This window comes from Paenibacillus sp. sgz302148, from assembly GCF_056120465.1.
The window spans coordinates 333,089-350,588 of the sequence record NZ_JBVYOJ010000002.1 but is presented as its reverse complement, the minus strand read 5'-3'; the positions used below and the strand labels follow the sequence as shown (position 1 = coordinate 350,588).

Here is a 17,500-nt window from a genome sequence, read left to right as displayed (position 1 = left end):
ACGCCATGTTCCGCGTCGGGGACCGCGTCGTTTATATCAAGGACGGTGCCGTTGGCGTCATCATATCGATCCAGGAGGATCGTTATCACATCGTATGGGAGGATAATTTCTCAAGCTGGGAAAAAGCCGAGCTGCTGCGGAAAATAGGCGATAGCCATGCGGCGTTCGGCCCATGAACAAGCGAAGACCGATGACTGCCGTTAGGGCCAAACATACGGGCCTTAACGGCTTTTTCACTTTGAAAAAGGTATACCAACTTTCGATAGGCGGCATGCACAACCTGGGCGAGTATGCTAATATTGAATAGCGCATCGGTATGATAGCGTTTACTGCAATTTTTTAAAATGGGGGTATATCAGGTTATGGACATCATGATTGTAGAGGATGAGCCGTCGATCCGCGAAGTGCTTGTGTCGTTGTTTCAAGCCGAAGGCTGGAAAGTCCATACATCGAGTGACGGCAAGGAAGCGCTGGAGAAAGTACGTAACTTCAAGCTGGACTTGGTCGTACTGGACCTCATGATTCCAGGCATTCCGGGCGAGGAGGTATGCCGATGCATTCGGCAGGAGTCCAATGTGCCCGTCATCATGATTACATCCAAGGCGAATGAAAGCGACATGGTCAACGGCTTTAACTTGGGCGCGGACGATTATATTACGAAGCCTTTTCGCGTTAAGGAGGTTTTGGCCCGGATCCATGCCTTGAAGCGGAGAATCAATATGTTCTCGAGCAGCGAGCAAATTTTGCGGTTCAACAAACGGCGCCTTGTCGTCAACTTTGAGCTGAAGGAAGTGTTCATTGACGGCAGACCGGCCAATTTGACCATTACGGAATTCAAGCTGCTTGGCATTCTGGTTCGAAATCCCGGCAAAGCATACAGCCGGCAGGATTTATCGTATGAGGTGCAGGGTTACCGCTACATTGGGGACGGACGTGCCATGGATGTACATATCTTGAATATACGCAAAAAAATAGAGGATGACCCGAAAAATCCGGAATATATCGTGACCAAAATCGGAGCGGGCTATAAGTTCAATTTTATGCCGGACGAAGGGTAAGACAAACGATGAGTATGATTTCATATGGACGAACGCAACTCTTTTTGTTTGTAAGCCTGTCCTTATTCGTGCTTTGTTTCCTGTTCGGATTGTATGCCATGTTAACGTATTCCTGGGATCGGTCCGTCATTCAATTCAAAAAAGATTTTTTCAAAGACCACACCTATGAAATGGCTTACGTCATCGCGCCGCATATGAAGGAGGGCGGGTTCTCGGAGGAAACGGTCATATGGTTTGACGATACGGTCCGGCAGTTTGCGCCCGCCGTCCGGTATTATGCGCCAAACGGCGCCGTTTTGTACGATTCCACAAGCCGCCAAGGCGAAGCTTCCGAACCCTATATCGTCAAGGTCCCGGTCATCGATGCCGGCAAGGCGCAAGGGTATTTGGAAGCTTACTTCTCCCTGGATAGCGGGATCGACCTTCCGTACCTGTTTCATCTGGACAACGAGGAACGTTATGCCATCATCGTGGCCATTGTGATTGTTTCTTTGCTTGCGAGCTGGTTTGCGGCCAAGATGCTGTCCAGGCCGCTCCGTTCGGGTGCCAGGCTGGCGGCGACGATCGCCGAAGGAAATAAGCGAATCGTCATTCCGCCGGGAGGAACGCATGAGCTGATTCAGCTTACGGATACGATCAATCGCCTGTTGGCGGAGTTCAACGATCAGGAGGAGTGGAGGAAGCAGTTAATGCAGGACTTGACGCACGAGCTGCGAACGCCGCTGACCGCCGTGCTGTCCAGGCTGGATATGATGCTTGAAGGCTTTTATCCGTTCACGCAAGATAATTTGCAAAAAATTTATACCGAAATCGATCGTCTGTACCGTCTGATCGACGATATGAAGAAGCTGTCGGAGGCGGAAGGCGCGCGTTTCCTGCTGCACTTCGAGCGGGTGAACATGACGCAGCTTGCGCAGGAAGTGCTCGAGGGGTTTTTATTTTTGGCGGAGGACAAGCAAATCAAGCTTACCTTCCAGCTGCCGAATTCGCCGTGCTACGCGGATGTCGATCCGGACCGGATCGTTCAGGTGTTGTCCAACCTGATTTCGAATGCGATCAAATACACGCAGGAGAACGGAAAAATCGAAGTCGGACTGCGATCGGACCCGGAGGAAACGGTATTATATTGCTCGGATAACGGCATCGGCATATCCGAGAACGATCTCCCGTTTATATTCCAGCGCTTCTTCCGCACCGACAAATCGCGATCCCGCGATACCGGGGGGCTTGGCGTAGGACTAAGCATCGCCAAAATATTGACGGAGGCGCACGGAGGAACGATCCGGGCGGAGAGCGAGCTAGGCGTCGGATCGAATTTTTATGTCCATCTGCCGAACGTCAAAATAACATCATGATTCGTTGGAGGCATCGTTATGACGCTTATTAAATCTTTTGGGAAAATAAACAGAAATTGGATTGTCTTGTTATATCCAATCCTGGTGGATGTCGTGTCGTTAATCGCCGGCCTAAGCGCGGTCGGCTTCAGCGGCCAGTCCGGCTGGTCGCTGCGACTCATTCTGGAGATGGGGATTCCTTCCGTCGGGCATTTGCTGAATACGCCGCTATTCGCCAATCGAACGGAATTGTTAAGCCATCCGGCCGGCCTTCCCCCGTTGTTCTGGATTGTCGTCTTGCTGCTGCTGCTGGCGACGGCGTTTGCGCAGGGCGGGTATATCGGCTCATTATTGCAAATCGCCCAAGGGGAGCGGGCGGGCTTTTCGCGCTTTCTCGCTTACGGACGAGCCTACTTCCTTCGCTTTTTTATGTTTTACGCTTTATTTTTTTTCGCCAAAATCGCCCTAACCGCGCTGCTTGCGATTTTATTCGGCTATGTTGGTGTTTTCACCGCTTTTCTCACCTTCTTCATCCTGCGCATCGCATATATTTATGTGGAATTTACGATCGTTGCCGATCGGGCGAATCTCGGCGAAGCGTTTAAGACGAGCTGGGGCTACCTGAAGACTTCGCTGCCGGAAACGGCCCTTGTAGCGGCTGCCATGTTCCTATTCTCCGGTGCGGTTAGTTTGCTGTTGCATCTGTACTGGAATCTAGGGGTGATCGCTCTGGGAATATTGGTTTACGCCTATGTCATGTCCTGCATCCAACTGGCGTTGATGCTCATTATGACGAAGGCGAGAACAGAATTTAAAGCTTAACACTACATTAACAGCAGATTTGATATATTTTATTCTAACAGGTAAGCGCTTTCTAATGATAAACGGCCAGCGCCTTCTTTTCAGCGGATTTGTTTACCGGCGGTTAATGCTGAAAACGTATACTTTTTTGAAAAGCTTCCTCTTACGCAGGGTCATTCATCGTGGAAAGGACTTCGAATCGAAGCTTTTCTTATCATTTTAAGAAAAACATATACTTTCTTATTTTTTAAAAAGACGGAGGGAACCGATTGGCTAGCATACAATTCAACCACGTTTACAAAAGATACGGGAAATACAAGGAAATCGCCGTCAACGACTTCAATCTTACCGTAGCGGATCAGGAATTTCTTGTATTCGTAGGACCGTCCGGCTGCGGAAAATCAACGACGCTGCGCATGCTTGCCGGTTTGGAGGATATAAGCGAAGGCGAGATTTATATCGGCGATACGCTTGTGAACGATATGCCGCCGAAGGACCGGGATATCTCGATGGTGTTCCAGAACTATGCGCTTTATCCGAATATGTCCGTATACGAAAATATCGCCTTCGGCTTGCGGCTGCGCAAAATGCCGAAGCATGAAATTGATTTGTCCGTCAAGCGGGCGGCCCGCGTTCTGGAAATCGAAAATTTCCTGAACCGCAAGCCTCGCGAGCTGTCCGGCGGACAGCGGCAGCGGGTCGCGCTTGGGCGGGCGATCGTCCGGACGCCGCAGGTGTTTCTGATGGACGAACCGCTGTCCAACCTGGACGCCAAGCTCCGCGTGCAAATGCGTTCGGAAATCATTAGCCTGCACAAGAAAATCGGCGTGACGACGATTTACGTGACGCACGATCAGATTGAAGCGATGACGATGGGAGATCGCGTCGTCGTCATGAACAAAGGCGTCGTCCAGCAGGTCGATACGCCGGAGCGGGTTTACCACCGTCCGGTCAATATGTTCGTGGCAAGCTTTATCGGCAACCCGCCGATGAACTTCGTCGAAGGAAGGCTGATGCACAACGACGGCGCGCTCGAATTCCATACGAGCCGATTCGCGCTGCGGTTGACGCCAAAGCAGGCGAGCGAGCTTCGGGAGCATAACTTGATCGACCGTGCCGTCATTATGGGCATCCGGCCGGAGCATATCAGCTTCGAAGCCGGTGCGATCGAGGATTCGCCGAATTCGATCATCACCGGCACGCTGGAATTTAACGAATTCGTCGGCTCCGACCGTTATTATCATGTCGATGTGAAACAGGAGCGCAGACTTGTCATCCGCGCGCACGAGCGTTTTCAGTGCGACGACGGGGAAAGAGTGACGGCGGCGGTCAATATGAACAGGGCGCTGTTCTTCCATAAGGACACCGGAAATTTGCTGACGGATTGAAGGGGGGAACGAAGTGGCAAAACGTATGTCATCAAAAAAGAAATATATATCGCTATTGCTCATTGCCGCTTTGATCGTGAGCATCGCCGCTTTCGCGTGGCCTTCCGGCCCAGACGCCTTGAACGAGGAAGCCGCAGCCGAAGAAAGCGTCGGCACTGCCGGCGAGCCAGTCGATACCTTGTCGGTGGAGACATTTGAGCCTTATTACTACGATCAGATTGCCGCATGGCGGAAGCAAGGAATTAAGAAGGCCGATCGCGAGATCGTCATCGATGCGAGCAATTTCGCTCGGAAATCCGATGACGCAAAGGTCGAGACAGGCGCTTACGGAGGCGAGAACGGCGTATTGCTATGGTCGGCTCCGAAAGGCTGGATCGAATATGAAGTGCAAGTACCGGAGGACGGCTTGTACGAAATCGAGGCGGAATACTATCCGTACGCCGCCGGAGATGGAGGCAGCCGCCAGCCGGTAACGCTGGCCGCCCGGATCAACGGCGAATTCCCGTTCCGGGAAGCGCGTTCCATGAATTTCGAGCGCGAATACCGCGATGTGCAGCCGGTCAAATACGATACGGCGGGCAATCAGCTCCGTTCGCAGCTAGAAGAAATCGCCGGCTGGAAGAAGAAGTCGTTCCGCGATTCGAACGGCGCGTATTCCCGCCCTCTGGAGTGGCATTTGCAGAAAGGGCGGAACGTACTGCGCATCGAGGCGGTTCGCGAGCCTGCGGCGTTCAAGACGTTTACGTTGAAACCGCAAGAGGAGCTGCCGGCATACAGCGCCGTCCAAGGGCGATTTCCCGCAGACGCGCGCAAGCAGGGCGACATCATTACCCTTGAGGCAGAGCAGCTGAGCAAAAAAAATTCGACTGCGATTCAGAACTTGTACGACCGCGATCCGCAAACAACGCCGAGTTCGTTGAAAACGATCGCATATAACGTGCTGGGCGGATCGCGCTGGATGAAGGGCGGCCAGGCCGTTTCTTGGGACATTGAAGTGCCGGAGGACGGCATTTACAAAATCGTCGCCCGAGCGCAGCAGAATGCGCGCAAGAACTTGGCCGTATTCCGCACGGTCTATGTCGACGGAAAAATCCCGTTTGCGGAAATGGAAAATTACAAAATTCCTTACGGTTCCAGCTGGCAGCAGATCACTTTGTCGGACGACAAAGGCGACCCTTACGGGTTTTTCCTGACGAAAGGGAAGCATACACTGACGATGGAGGCGGGGTATGCGCCATATATGCCGTTTGTTGTCAAAATGGATAGCGTTTCGCGCGAGCTGAGAGCGATATTGCATGAGCTGCGCATGGTAACCGGCAACAAGACCGACAAGTACAGAGTGTGGAATGCGGAGAAAGATATTCCGGGCATGGCGGACCGGCTTGCGGAAATTCGCAAAGACATCGCCGCCATGATCGGAGAAATGCAGAAAATTAACGAATATACGGACGATATCGCGCATTCGCTTAAGAACAGCGCGGAGGATTTGGCGGAGCTGCTCGCCGAGCCGAACGAAATCCCGAATTCGATCGTCAGACTCGCGACGATTCAGGAGGATCTGGAGTCCAAGCGGGTGATGCTGGCCGATTCCCCGCTGCAGCTCGATCGGGTATACGTTGCTCCAATTGAGGCGGAAACGCCGAGATTGACGGCGAACTTCCTGGAGAAGACGCAGGGCGTGATCAATTCCTTGACGTATTCGTTTACGATGGCCGATCCGCTTGGGGAGACTACGGAAGATACGCTGAACGTATGGATGATCTACGGCAGAGATTACGTCGACGAGCTTCAACAGCTAGTTAACGAACGATTCACGCCGGAAACCGGCATTAAGGTCAAGCTGAACTTGATTCCTTCGTCCGATATGCTGACGCTTGCCAATGCAGCGGGCATGATGCCGGATGTTGCGCTCGGCGTGCCGGCGAATACGCCGTTCGACATGGCGCTGCGGAACGCGGCGCTGGATCTCAGCAAGATGCCGGGGGCCGACAAGCTGCTTGCTAGGTACCATCCGGGAACGCTGCTGCCGTTCTTCTACGACGGCGGGTATTACGGCTTGCCGGAGACGATCAACTTCAAGGTCATGTTCTATCGCAAAGATATTTTGAAGCAGCTGAATCTGGAAATTCCGCAAACGTGGGCCGACGTGTACCGGATGCTGCCGACGCTGCTGCAAAACCAGTACAACTTCTATATGGATCCGAACGATTTTACGCCGATGATGTTCCAGAACAACGTCGAGCTGTACACGCAAGACGGGCTGAACACCGGCCTGGATACGCCGGCGGCGTTCCAGGCGTATAAGCAATGGACCGATTTCTATAACCGGCACGGTCTCGACCGCGTCGTGCAAAGCTTCTACAACCAGTTCCGAAGAGGGGAAACCCCGGTCGGGATCGCGGACTTCAACATGTACATGCAGCTTCTTGTAGCGGCTCCGGAGCTGACGAACGAATGGGGCATCGCGCCGATTCCCGGAACGCCGCAGCCGGACGGTACATTGGCGAGATGGGCCGGGGGCTCGAACCCGCAAAACTCGATGCTGTTCAAGCAGGCATCGCCGGAACGTCTGGAAAAGGCGTGGAAGTTTCTTCAATGGTTCGCCTCGACGGAAACGCAAACCGAATACGGCCTCAACCTGGAGCAGTTCTACGGGGAAACGTTCCGTTGGAACTCGGCCAACGTGCAGGCGTTCGCCAATATGCCGTGGAAGCGCGACGATCTGGCGATCATTCTGGAGCAGTGGAAGTGGACCAAGGAACTTCCGAACGTGCCTGGCGGTTATATGACGACCAGGGAGCTTGGATTCGCATGGAACCGGACGACGGTCGACGGCGAAAACTACCGGATCTCGCTTGAGAAGGCGATTAAAGAAATTAAACGCGAGCTTATTCGCAAATCGCAGGAATTCAAATTCGTCGACGAAAAAGGCGAGAAGATCCGATCGCTGAATCTCCCGCAAGTGACCGAACCGTGGAAAGGAGTAGAGAATATTGCCAAATAGCGTGCAGCCTCTATCGCACCAGAACCAAATGGCAGTTCCGCGCACAGGCTCAGGCTTTCGCAGCAAGCTGAAACATAAATTGCGGGAAATATGGAAGTATCGTCTTTCATATGCTTTTATTGCGCCATTCCTGATCATCTTTACGTTGTTCATCACCGTCCCGGTTATCGTTGGCGTTGGCCTCAGCTTTACGCACTTCAACTCCATCGAGTTTCCGACCTGGGCGGGTTGGATCAACTATCAAAATTTGTTTTCCCAGGATGTCATCTTCCTGAAGCATGTCATCCCGAACACGTTTAAGTTCGCTTTGTTCGTCGGCCCGGTCGGCTATGTGATGGCCTTTCTGCTTGCTTGGCTCATCGCCCAGCTGCCCAGTACGCTGCGTGTATGGTATGCGCTGGCCATGTATACGCCGTCGCTCACCGGCGGCATTGCATTGGCCGTCGTCTGGCAGGTCATGTTCACGGGCGACCGGAACGGATATATTAACAGCTTGCTGCTGAAATGGGGCCTGATCGAGCAGCCGATGCTGTTTACGATCGACAAGGATTACTTGATGACGATTATGATCGTCGTGTCGATCTGGGCAAGCATGGGCCTCGGCTTCCTGGCCATTCTCGCGGGCATTCTTAACGTCGACAAGCAGCTGTACGAGGCCGGACGCATCGACGGGATTCGCAGCCGGTTGCAGGAAATTTGGCATATTACGATTCCGATGATGAAGCCGCAGATGCTGTTTGCCGCCGTCATGTCGATTGTCGGCACGCTTCGGTCGGGCGGTATCGGAACGCAGCTGTCGGGGATGAACCCGACGCCGGACTACGCCGGACAATTGTTCGAGAACCATATCCAGGATTACGCGTTTACGCGTTTGGAGCTGGGGTATGCGTCGGCCGTGTCGATTGTGCTGTTATTCGCAACATTGATGCTAAGCAGGCTCATCTTTTCTCTGCTGGGTCCCAAGGAAGGTGAATGAACATGATCAAATGGAGATCCATCGGGAAACGCATGTCCTTAACGTTAGAGATGTATTGGCACGATATACGCAGCTTGGACGGCACGCAAAAATGGTTGATCCTGTTTCTGACGGTGCTGTCGGCGTTTATGCTGCTGCCGCTTGTTTATTTGTTCAATCACGCGTTCAAGCCGCTGCATGAGCTGTTCCTGTTTCCGCCGACTTTTTTCGTGCAGCAGCCGACAACGCAAAACTTTATCGATTTGCTCAACCTGACGCAAAATACGTTTTTGCCGGTCTCCCGTTTTATATTGAACAGCGTGATCGTGACCGTACTGGCGACGGTGGGCATGGTCGTATTGGGCGCGATGTGCGCGTACCCGCTGTCCAAGCACAAGTTTCCAGGACGCACCGTCGTGTTCGGCATGATTCTTGTATCGCTCATGATCGCCGTGGAGACGATGGGCATTCCAAGGTATGTCGTCGTCAAGGAACTGGGCATCATGAACACGTATTGGGGACACTTGCTGCCGATTCTCGCGCTGCCGGTAGGGGTATTTTTGCTCAAGCAATTTATGGACCAAGTACCCGACGAACTGCTGGAAGCGGCTAAGCTGGACGGAGCATCCGAAATGAGAGTTTTCTTGAGAATCGTCATTCCGATCGTATCGCCGGCGATGGCCACGATTACGATCCTTGCTTTCCAGACGGCATGGGGCAATTCGGAGACATCCGCCTTATTCATGCAGAGCGATGCGATGAAGACATTGCCTTTCTACATCGGAACGTTAACGTCCAATTTGGCCAACTCCGTTGCAAGACAAGGGGCTGCGGCTGCGGCATCGCTTGTGATGTTCATCCCCAATTTGCTTATCTTTATCGTATCGCAGCGCAAGGTGATTACGACCATGGCGCATTCTGGAATCAAGTAGGCAAAGTAAACGGGGGGAGAGTCATGAAACGGCGTCTAAGCAGATCGTTATTGCTCGTTATCGGGCTGGCTATACTTATCGCGACAATCGCCCCGGTACCCGCCGGCGCGATCCCTCCTTACGATACGTTAAGCAGGGACGGCTACGGCCGAATCATTTCGACGCAGGCTGCATATTATCCGCAAAAGGTTATCGGCAACGACATTTATGCGGCCAAGTCCGAAGAGGGCGTCATTGTTCGCGAATATTCACCGCTTAAAAATCCGCAGGATCTGTTCATCGACGCGAGGGACGAGATTTATGTCGCGGATACGGACAACAATCGGATCGTCCATCTGGATAAGGACGGGGAGCTGAAGCGCTTCATCGATGTGCCGGAAAGCAAGCTGAACAAACCGCGCGGAGTGTTCGTAAGCGGAGACGGCATGATCTATATTGCCGATACGGGCAACAAAAGAATCGTAAAGCTCGATCCGAGCGGAAAATTGGTCCAGGAGATCAATCGACCGAAATCAAGATATATCAACGAGACGTTTCAATATGAACCGACCAATATGGTCGTAGACAATCGCGGATTTTTGTACATCATCTCGGGCGGCAGCTACCAGGGCGTGCTCCAGCTGGATCCGGAAGGAAAGTTCTACGGCTTCTACGGCACGAACCAAACCGATGTCACCCTGATGGACATCATTCGCCAATCGTTCTACACGAAGGAGCAGCGCAGCCGTCAGGTTCGCACGCTGCCGACATCGATCCGCAACATTTATCTGGATCAGGAAGGCTTCATTTATACGGTGTCCGGCTCGGATAAAGAGCAGGTCAAGAAGCTGAACATTCGAGGCGAAAATTTGTGGAAAGACAAAAAATTCGGATTTGGAGGCTCCAGACGGGTCGAAAGCCAGACGCCTGCCGATGCAAGCAAGAAGGATTTGGATAAACCGCTGCTTACGGATATTACGGTCGATCGGAACGGCAATCTGACCGTCATTGACAAAAACTTCAATACCGTGACGCAGTACGGCGAGGGCGGTGAGCTATTGTTTTTCTGGACCGGGCCGGTGACGTTCGGAACGCCGCAGCTTGGCATCAGCCAAAGCCCGGTGTCGGTCGCGTCCAACTCCCGGAACGAACTGTTCATTCTGGATGAATCGCAAGGGCTCATCCACGTTCTGCAGCCGACGGAATTCGGAATTGCCCGTCAAAAGGCATCCGAATTGTCCCAGGAAGGCAAATACGAGGAAAGCGAAACGCACTGGAAAGAGGTGCTGCGGCTGAATGCGCTGTATTCCCCGGCATACCGCGGACTCGCGCAAGCCGCATTTCATCGGGAGGATTACGCCGAAGCGATGAAGCTGTACCAGCTTGCCGGCGACGATGACGGTTATTCGGACGCCTTCTGGCAAATCCGGTTGAAATGGTTCCAAAGCAACTTCCCGCTTATTGCGAATTTATTCGTCATTCTAAGCATTGTCTTCCTTATTACGGGGAGACTGCGCAAAAAATTAGGCTGGTTCAAACGCAAAAAACGCGAAACGCCATGGAGCAAGCTTACAATCATGCAGCAGCTGAAGCATGCTTTTACGATTTTGAAGTCTCCGCTCGAAGGCTTCAGCGACTTGCGGTTCAGCAACAAAGGCAGCTACTTGAGCGCTTCGATCCTGCTCGCCTCCGTTGTAGCGGTGCTGCTGATCAAGGAATATATGACGAGCTTCAGCTTCATGCCGGTCATGAACAACGAACGAAGCACAACGTTCATTATGATATTCGGCGTCACTTGGCTCACTTGGGTCGTATGCAACTATTTGATCGGCTCGATCCAACACGGCGAAGCCCGGTTCAAGGACGTGTTTATCGGCGGCGCATATTCCCTGTTCCCGATCATCTTGCTGGGACTGCCGCTTGCGCTGCTATCGAACGTGATGACGCATAGCGAGCTCGCCATTTATAGCTTTTTCGACTCGGCGATGTACATTTGGTGCGGATTGCTGTTTTTCTGGAAAATCCAGGCGCTGCAAAACTACGGCGTAGGCGAAACGATTGCGAATATTTTGTATTCCGTTATTGCCATGACCATCCTATGGGTGCTCATCTCGATCGCATTTGGCTTGTCAACCGAGCTGCAGGATTTCGTCTACACGATCTATCAGGAGGTATCGATGTGAAGCGGCTCTTATCTAACAAACGTTTATGGATCGTCGCAGCCGCCGTTGCAATCATCGGATTGTATGCGATCGTGAGCCTGATTCCATCCGGCAATGACAGCGCGGGAGAAGGGCAAACAAACGGCGGTACGGCGGAGACAGGCGGAGGGTCCGGCAAGGCGCCAACTGGCGGTACGGCGGTGAAGGCGGAGTTTCCGCTCGACGCGGACTTCGCCCTGGCTGCGGAAAATGCGACGCTGCGGCTTAAGGTCGATCGGAGCACCGGCCATTTCCTCGTGGAGGACAAGAGAAACGGGAATATATGGAGATCTTATCCGGATTTGAATCTTTACAAGGAAGAAGAGAATACGCCGGCTTGGACGAAGCATATGCAGTCTCCGCTTTTCATCAAATATGTCGAATTCAACATGCGCAAGGATCAGGTCAAGGAGACCAACGTTATCGAGCAGAACGGGACGATTGCCGATTTTGAAATGACGGCGGACGGGTTCAAGCTAACGTTCTCCATGCCGAATATCGGGTTTGTCGTTCCGGTGCAGGTGCGTCTGAAGGATGACTTCGTGGAAGCAACCGTGCTGAAGGATGGATTGAAGGACGGCAAATCGACGCAAGAGATGCAAGAATTCGAAAAGAAGAATAACAAAAAAGACAACAATGCCCGAATTACGGCCATTCGCCTCTATTCGTTTCTGGGCGCCGAGCCTTCCGACAAGGAGAACGGCTACCTGATGATCCCGGATGGTCCGGGGACGCTGCTCCAATATAAGAAGGACCGTCCCGCGAGCAACAACTATTATTACGAAAGAATATACGGAGACGACCTGGCCTTCAGCAACAACAACACGATGTCGATCCGCAAACCGGTTCTTATGCCTGTATTCGGCATCAAGTCGGGGGATAAAGCGCTTCTCGCCGTCGTTCGCGACGGGGTTGAATATGCAAGCCTGCTCGCTGCGCCGTCCAAGGCGCTTAACCAGTACAACTGGGCGGCGGCCGAGCACGGATACCGCTACAAGTTTTTCCAGCCGACGGATAAGCGGAAAATCAACGGGTTTCTAACCTACAGCAAGGATGCATCGGTTGCCGACCGATCCGTGCGTTATTATTTTCTCGATCAGGGGAAAGCCGATTACGTCGGGATGGCCGAGCGCTACCGTCAATATTTGATGGAAGAAACGGGCATGAAGCCGGTGAAGGAGGGCAATACCGATATCAGTTTTTCGGTCAATATTCTAGGCGGCGATACGGAGAAAGGCTTCATATGGGATTCGTACCTGCCGCTCACGACAACAGACCAGGCGAAGGATATTGTTAACCAGCTCGGCAAGATGGGCGTCAAAAACTTGTCCTTGCTCTACTCCGGCTGGCAGGACGGCGGCTTCAGCAAATTCGGCGGCCCGCTCCCGGTCGACGGCAAGCTTGGCGGCAACGAAGGGATGCGCAGCTTCGCCGAATTCGCCCGCGCCAAAGGACACACGGTCATGCTTGACGGATCGCCGTACCTGTTCAACAATACGGGGCGCGACGGCTTCCGACGCAGTCGCGACGGTTTGCAGGATCTTGGCCGGGTGACGATCCACGACCTCGTCAGTCCGAAGTTCTCGGAAAAGCTCATTCTGGACGATCTGGAGAAATTGAAGTCGCTGGGCATCGACGGCTTAACGTTCGGAGGAACGCTCGGCTCCGGCCTGAACAGCGATTATAACGACAGGCATGCCGTCACGCGCCAGCAATCGAAGGGCATTCAGGAGCATGTGCTTCAAGAGATTGAGGCTGCACTGGGCCGGGTGGACGTCGATGCGCCGAACGATTACGCCTTAAAATATGCGTCCTATGCAAACGCTGTACCTAATGAGTATTCGTTCGACCTGTTCGCCGACGACATCGTTCCGTTTATGCAAATTACATTGCACGGCCTCGTTCCCTATTCCTCGGGTTATGCCAACTTGGCGGACAACTACGAGACGTACATTTTGAAAAATATCGAATACGGCTCTCTGCCTTCTTTTATTCTGACCTATGCCGAATCGCAGGATCTGCTTCGTTCGACCAGGCTCAAAATGTACTACAGCACGTACTATCAGGATTGGGTCGAGGAAATATCCAAAAAATACCAAATCTTTAACGAAACGCTCGGCGATGTGCAGGACAAATGGATTACCGGACATCGCAAGCTGGACGACGGCGTTTACGAGACGGAATACTCGAACGGAAAGCGGATCATCGTCAACTACAACGCCGCTCCGTATACCAAGGACGACATCCGGGTCGGGGCGAAAGATTTTACCGTCGTTGCAGGGGGGAACTAACCGATGGCTACGCTTAAAAAAAGGAAGGCCGGCGCCAAAACCGTCCGCAATATGGAAGCGCTCCTGTTCGTCGCTCCCTGGTTATTCGGATTTTTAATGTTCATGGCTTTTCCGATCGGATTTTCGCTGTACATGAGCTTTCATAAGGTGACTCTCCTTCCGGGGAGATTCAAATACGAGTTTTACGGGCTGAAATACTTCAAGGAAATCCTGTTTGGCAGCTCGGCGCTATACGATAAGCTGATTCCGTTCTTTCAGGAAATCTTGCTGATGGTTCCGGTTATTCTGGTGTTCTCGCTATTTATCGCGATCATGCTAAACCAGGATTTCCCCGGCCGTCTGGTGTTCCGCGTTGTGTTCTTCCTGCCGGTCATCTTTACGTCCGGCTACATCCTGATGGAATTTGTCAACCAGGGGCAAGGGACGCTCGGATTGCTCGAACGGTTTGCCATCGGTGAATTTTTGGAAAAGTACTTGTCTAACAGTTCGTGGTCGAAACCGGTGATGGACGTATTGAACCGGTTCGTCCTGGTGCTCTGGTATTCCGGGGTGCAAATCATGATTTTCCTGGCGGGCAGGCAGACGATCTCGAAATCCGCCTACGAGTCGGCAAGAATTGACGGAGCAACACCGTGGGAAGTGTTCTGGAAAATTACGCTTCCCGCCATGTCGCCATTTATTATGCTCAACTTGATTTATACCGTTGTCGATATGTTCACGTTCCCGTTCAACCCGATCATCGAGTTGATTACGACCGGCAACTACGGCTACAACAGCGCGCTCGCCTGGGTGTATTTCCTAATTATCGTAGCCTTCCTGGGTCTAGTTCTTCTGTTGTTCCTCCGGGTCAACAAGCAATCGGGCCGGTTCGGCAAATAATCCCGTTTAACGAAAGGGCGAGGGCGGATGCTCGGCAAATTAAGTACTGCAAAGCTTAAAAACGTCGCAACGACAAAAACATTAAAGACCGGCTTGCGCTCTGCCCGGTATGTGATACTCGGCCGGGAAGTGAATCGCGGGCTTCTGTTCAAACTGTTTATTTACTGGATTCTGCTCATCACTTCGTATATTTATATCAATCCGATTTTGAAAATGATCACGAAGATGGTCATGAGCGAGAAGGATCTGATCGATCCGACCGTTACATGGATTCCAAGCGAGATCTACTTCGGACACCTCGGCACGGCGTGGAATGCGCTTAATTACGATAACGCCGTGCTGATCAGTCTCGTCACCTCGATACTGGTTGCCTTGTTCCATGTGATCACATGCGGATTGATGGGCTACGCGCTAGCCCGGATGCAGTTTCCGTTCAAGAAGTTGCTTGTTGCTTTTCTGATCCTGACCTTTATCATTCCGCCGCAGGTGACCGTGCTGCCGATGATTATGCTTTATACGAAGCTGGGCTTCCAGAATCATCTGGTATCGCTCGTCATACCGTCCATCTTCGGCTTCGGAATCAAAGGCGCGCTGTTCGTCATTATCTTCAGGCAGTTTTATTCGACGCAGCCGAAAGAACTGGAGGAAGCGGCGAAAATTGACGGCGCGAGCGCGTTCAAGTTTTATTGGCGGGTCATGTTCCCGCTCGCCAAACCGGCGATTCTTGTCGTCGCCTTGTTTTCGTTCGTCTGGACGTGGAACGATACGTATTTCCCGAAAATGTTCTTGGGCGAAGTTCCGGATGTGCCGCTGGCGCTGCAAATGTCCCGGCTCGATACGAGCATTCAGAGCATGCTGCTGAAAGAGGATGCGCCTCAAGTCTTGATTGAGGNTTCCGGATGTGCCGCTGGCGCTGCAAATGTCCCGGCTCGATACGAGCATTCAGAGCATGCTGCTGAAAGAGGATGCGCCTCAAGTCTTGATTGAGGCGATCAAGATGTCGGCCAGCTTCCTGGCGCTGCTGCCGCCGCTCCTTATATTCGTCTTTGCCCAGCGTTATTTTGTGGAAAGCGTCGAACGGACTGGACTCGTGGAGTAATGGATCTGCGCCTTAGGGCGCAGGGCTCCGCGGCCCGAAAACTTTGGGGAGGTGATGCCGCGAAGGGTAAACGACAAATCGCGTTATAAGCAGTTTGCAAGTACCAGCATTGTTTCAAAAAATGAGGAGGGTAACAATGGGAAAAGTGAAGAAGTTTTCGGTACTTATGATGATCTGCGTAATGATGATCTCACTACTCGCGGCGTGCGGCAAATCAGAAGACAAAAACAGCGCCGAACAACCGAAAGACAATGCAGGTCAAACCGACAACTCGGGTAAAACGGAAGAAAAAACGGAAGAAAAAGCGGAAGAGGAAAAGCCTAAAGAGAAATACACGCCGCCAAGCGATCCCGTTACACTGACGTTTATGGCGCCATGGAGCGTAGAGCAAGTTAACGGCCGCTTCGCGGACGCGCTGAAGGCGAAGTATCCGAACATTACGATCAAACCGTACGCGGGAACTTGGGTTAACGCGGAAGAGCTCGACAAGCTGTTCGCCAAAGGCGAAGTGCCGGATTTGATGCTGATGACGGAAGACTTCAGCCTGCTCAAAGAGAAAGACCTGCTGTTCCCGCTTGACGACATGATGAAGCAATTCGATTTCAACATCGATAAGCTGCGTCCGGGTACGGTTGAACAGATCCGTGCGCGCGATCCGGAAGGCCAAGGCCGTATGATCGGTATTCCAGTTGAGGACAATGCCGTCGCATTGCACTACAACAAGGAAATTTTCGATAAGTTCGGCGTGCCTTACCCGACTGACGGCATGACTTGGGATGAAATCGTCGATCTGGCCAAGAAAGTAACCGGCGAGCGCGATGGCGTGAAATACCGCGGATTTGCTTTGAATACGCTTTCCCAAGCTTATTCGCAGCTTTCCCTGGCCGGAACCGACCCTGAAACGGGCGAACCGCAATTTTCGAAAAATCCTGGCTTTGCGCAGTTCCTGGAGCTGGGCAAACGCATTGCAAGCATCCCAGGCAACTACGAGAAAGACATTGCATACAATTTCGCGAATAAGGACGTAGCGATGACGCTTGGCCTTGTGGCGAATACGATTCCGCACTGGCCTGAAGATTTGAAATATGACATCGTGACGTTCCCGACGTGGCCGAATCTGCCGGATGTCGGACCAAGCTCCCTGCCGCTTACAATCGCGATCAGCAAGCAAAGCAAGTACAAAGAGCAAGCGTTCCAAGTACTTGAGTTCCTGATGTCGGAAGAGCAGCAAACGAAGATGACTCGCAGCGAGGTTCCATCCGTTCTGAACGATCCGAACATTCTTCTTCAGTTCGCAGCGGATCCGATCGCCAAGAAAAATCAAAAAATCAATATCGAGGCGCTGTACAAGCTGAAGCCGGCTCCTCCTGCTCCGTATTCGAAGTATGGTCCTGAAGCATTGCTCTACGGCGGCAGCCCAACGAACATGTTTATCCCGGGCAAGCTGCGCGAATTCATCGATTCCGGCGAAGACACGCAAACGTTCCTGCGGAAGCTGGATGACGAATATGCAGCACTCGTGAAGGAAATGAAAGCGAAGGAATAACGTTTCGTACGAACCGTAAAGTGCACCCTTTGG

The 17,500-nt window shown here is 52.4% G+C and carries 13 protein-coding genes; all 13 read left to right on the top strand.

Going from position 1 to position 17,500, the window contains the following annotated elements; genetic code table 11:
- Window positions 1–5 precede the first annotated feature (5 nt).
- The 13 genes from AC0LWM_RS05200 (at window position 6) to AC0LWM_RS05140 (ending at window position 17,467) form a co-directional block, all read left to right on the top strand.
- Window positions 6–176: a hypothetical protein gene (locus AC0LWM_RS05200; RefSeq protein ID WP_474673833.1), complete on the top strand. Its 171-nt coding sequence runs from the start codon at window positions 6–8 to the stop codon at window positions 174–176.
- Window positions 177–362: 186 nt separating this feature from the next.
- Window positions 363–1,058 (top strand): response regulator transcription factor, encoded by a 696-nt coding sequence (locus AC0LWM_RS05195; protein ID WP_474673832.1) that lies wholly within the window; start codon window positions 363–365, stop codon window positions 1,056–1,058.
- Between the two features lie 98 nt (window positions 1,059–1,156).
- Window positions 1,157–2,413 carry a sensor histidine kinase gene (locus AC0LWM_RS05190; RefSeq protein ID WP_474673831.1) on the top strand — a complete coding sequence of 419 codons (1,257 nt, stop codon included), beginning with the start codon at window positions 1,157–1,159 and terminating at the stop codon, window positions 2,411–2,413.
- A gap of 18 nt (window positions 2,414–2,431) precedes the next feature.
- Window positions 2,432–3,214, top strand: coding sequence for a hypothetical protein (locus tag AC0LWM_RS05185; RefSeq protein ID WP_474673830.1), 783 nt, complete (start codon window positions 2,432–2,434; stop codon window positions 3,212–3,214).
- Between the two features lie 248 nt (window positions 3,215–3,462).
- A complete protein-coding gene (locus AC0LWM_RS05180; protein WP_474673829.1) occupies window positions 3,463–4,581 on the top strand; it encodes an ABC transporter ATP-binding protein in 1,119 nt (372 codons plus the stop codon).
- 13 nt (window positions 4,582–4,594) lie between these two features.
- On the top strand, window positions 4,595–7,585 hold the full coding sequence (locus AC0LWM_RS05175; RefSeq protein ID WP_474673828.1) for an extracellular solute-binding protein: 2,991 nt from the start codon (window positions 4,595–4,597) through the stop codon (window positions 7,583–7,585).
- A 28-nt stretch (window positions 7,586–7,613) separates the two neighbouring features.
- The gene (locus AC0LWM_RS05170; RefSeq protein ID WP_474673891.1) at window positions 7,614–8,561 is read left to right on the top strand and encodes a carbohydrate ABC transporter permease; all 948 of its coding nucleotides are present in this window, start codon (window positions 7,614–7,616) and stop codon (window positions 8,559–8,561) included.
- Between the two features lie 2 nt (window positions 8,562–8,563).
- The gene (locus tag AC0LWM_RS05165) at window positions 8,564–9,472 is read left to right on the top strand and encodes a carbohydrate ABC transporter permease (RefSeq protein WP_474673827.1); all 909 of its coding nucleotides are present in this window, start codon (window positions 8,564–8,566) and stop codon (window positions 9,470–9,472) included.
- Between the two features lie 23 nt (window positions 9,473–9,495).
- The gene (locus tag AC0LWM_RS05160) at window positions 9,496–11,634 is read left to right on the top strand and encodes an SMP-30/gluconolactonase/LRE family protein (protein WP_474673826.1); all 2,139 of its coding nucleotides are present in this window, start codon (window positions 9,496–9,498) and stop codon (window positions 11,632–11,634) included.
- Window positions 11,631–13,943, top strand: coding sequence for a DUF5696 domain-containing protein (locus AC0LWM_RS05155; RefSeq protein ID WP_474673825.1), 2,313 nt, complete (start codon window positions 11,631–11,633; stop codon window positions 13,941–13,943). The genes AC0LWM_RS05160 and AC0LWM_RS05155 overlap by 4 nt, the downstream gene beginning before the upstream one ends.
- Window positions 13,944–13,946: 3 nt before the next feature.
- Entirely contained in the window at window positions 13,947–14,822 is an 876-nt protein-coding gene (locus tag AC0LWM_RS05150) for a carbohydrate ABC transporter permease (RefSeq protein WP_474673824.1), read from the top strand.
- A 27-nt stretch (window positions 14,823–14,849) separates the two neighbouring features.
- Entirely contained in the window at window positions 14,850–15,809 is a 960-nt protein-coding gene (locus AC0LWM_RS05145) for a carbohydrate ABC transporter permease (RefSeq protein WP_474673823.1), read from the top strand.
- A 248-nt stretch (window positions 15,810–16,057) separates the two neighbouring features.
- Window positions 16,058–17,467, top strand: coding sequence for an ABC transporter substrate-binding protein (locus tag AC0LWM_RS05140; RefSeq protein WP_474673822.1), 1,410 nt, complete (start codon window positions 16,058–16,060; stop codon window positions 17,465–17,467).
- The last annotated feature ends 33 nt before the right edge of the window (window positions 17,468–17,500 follow it).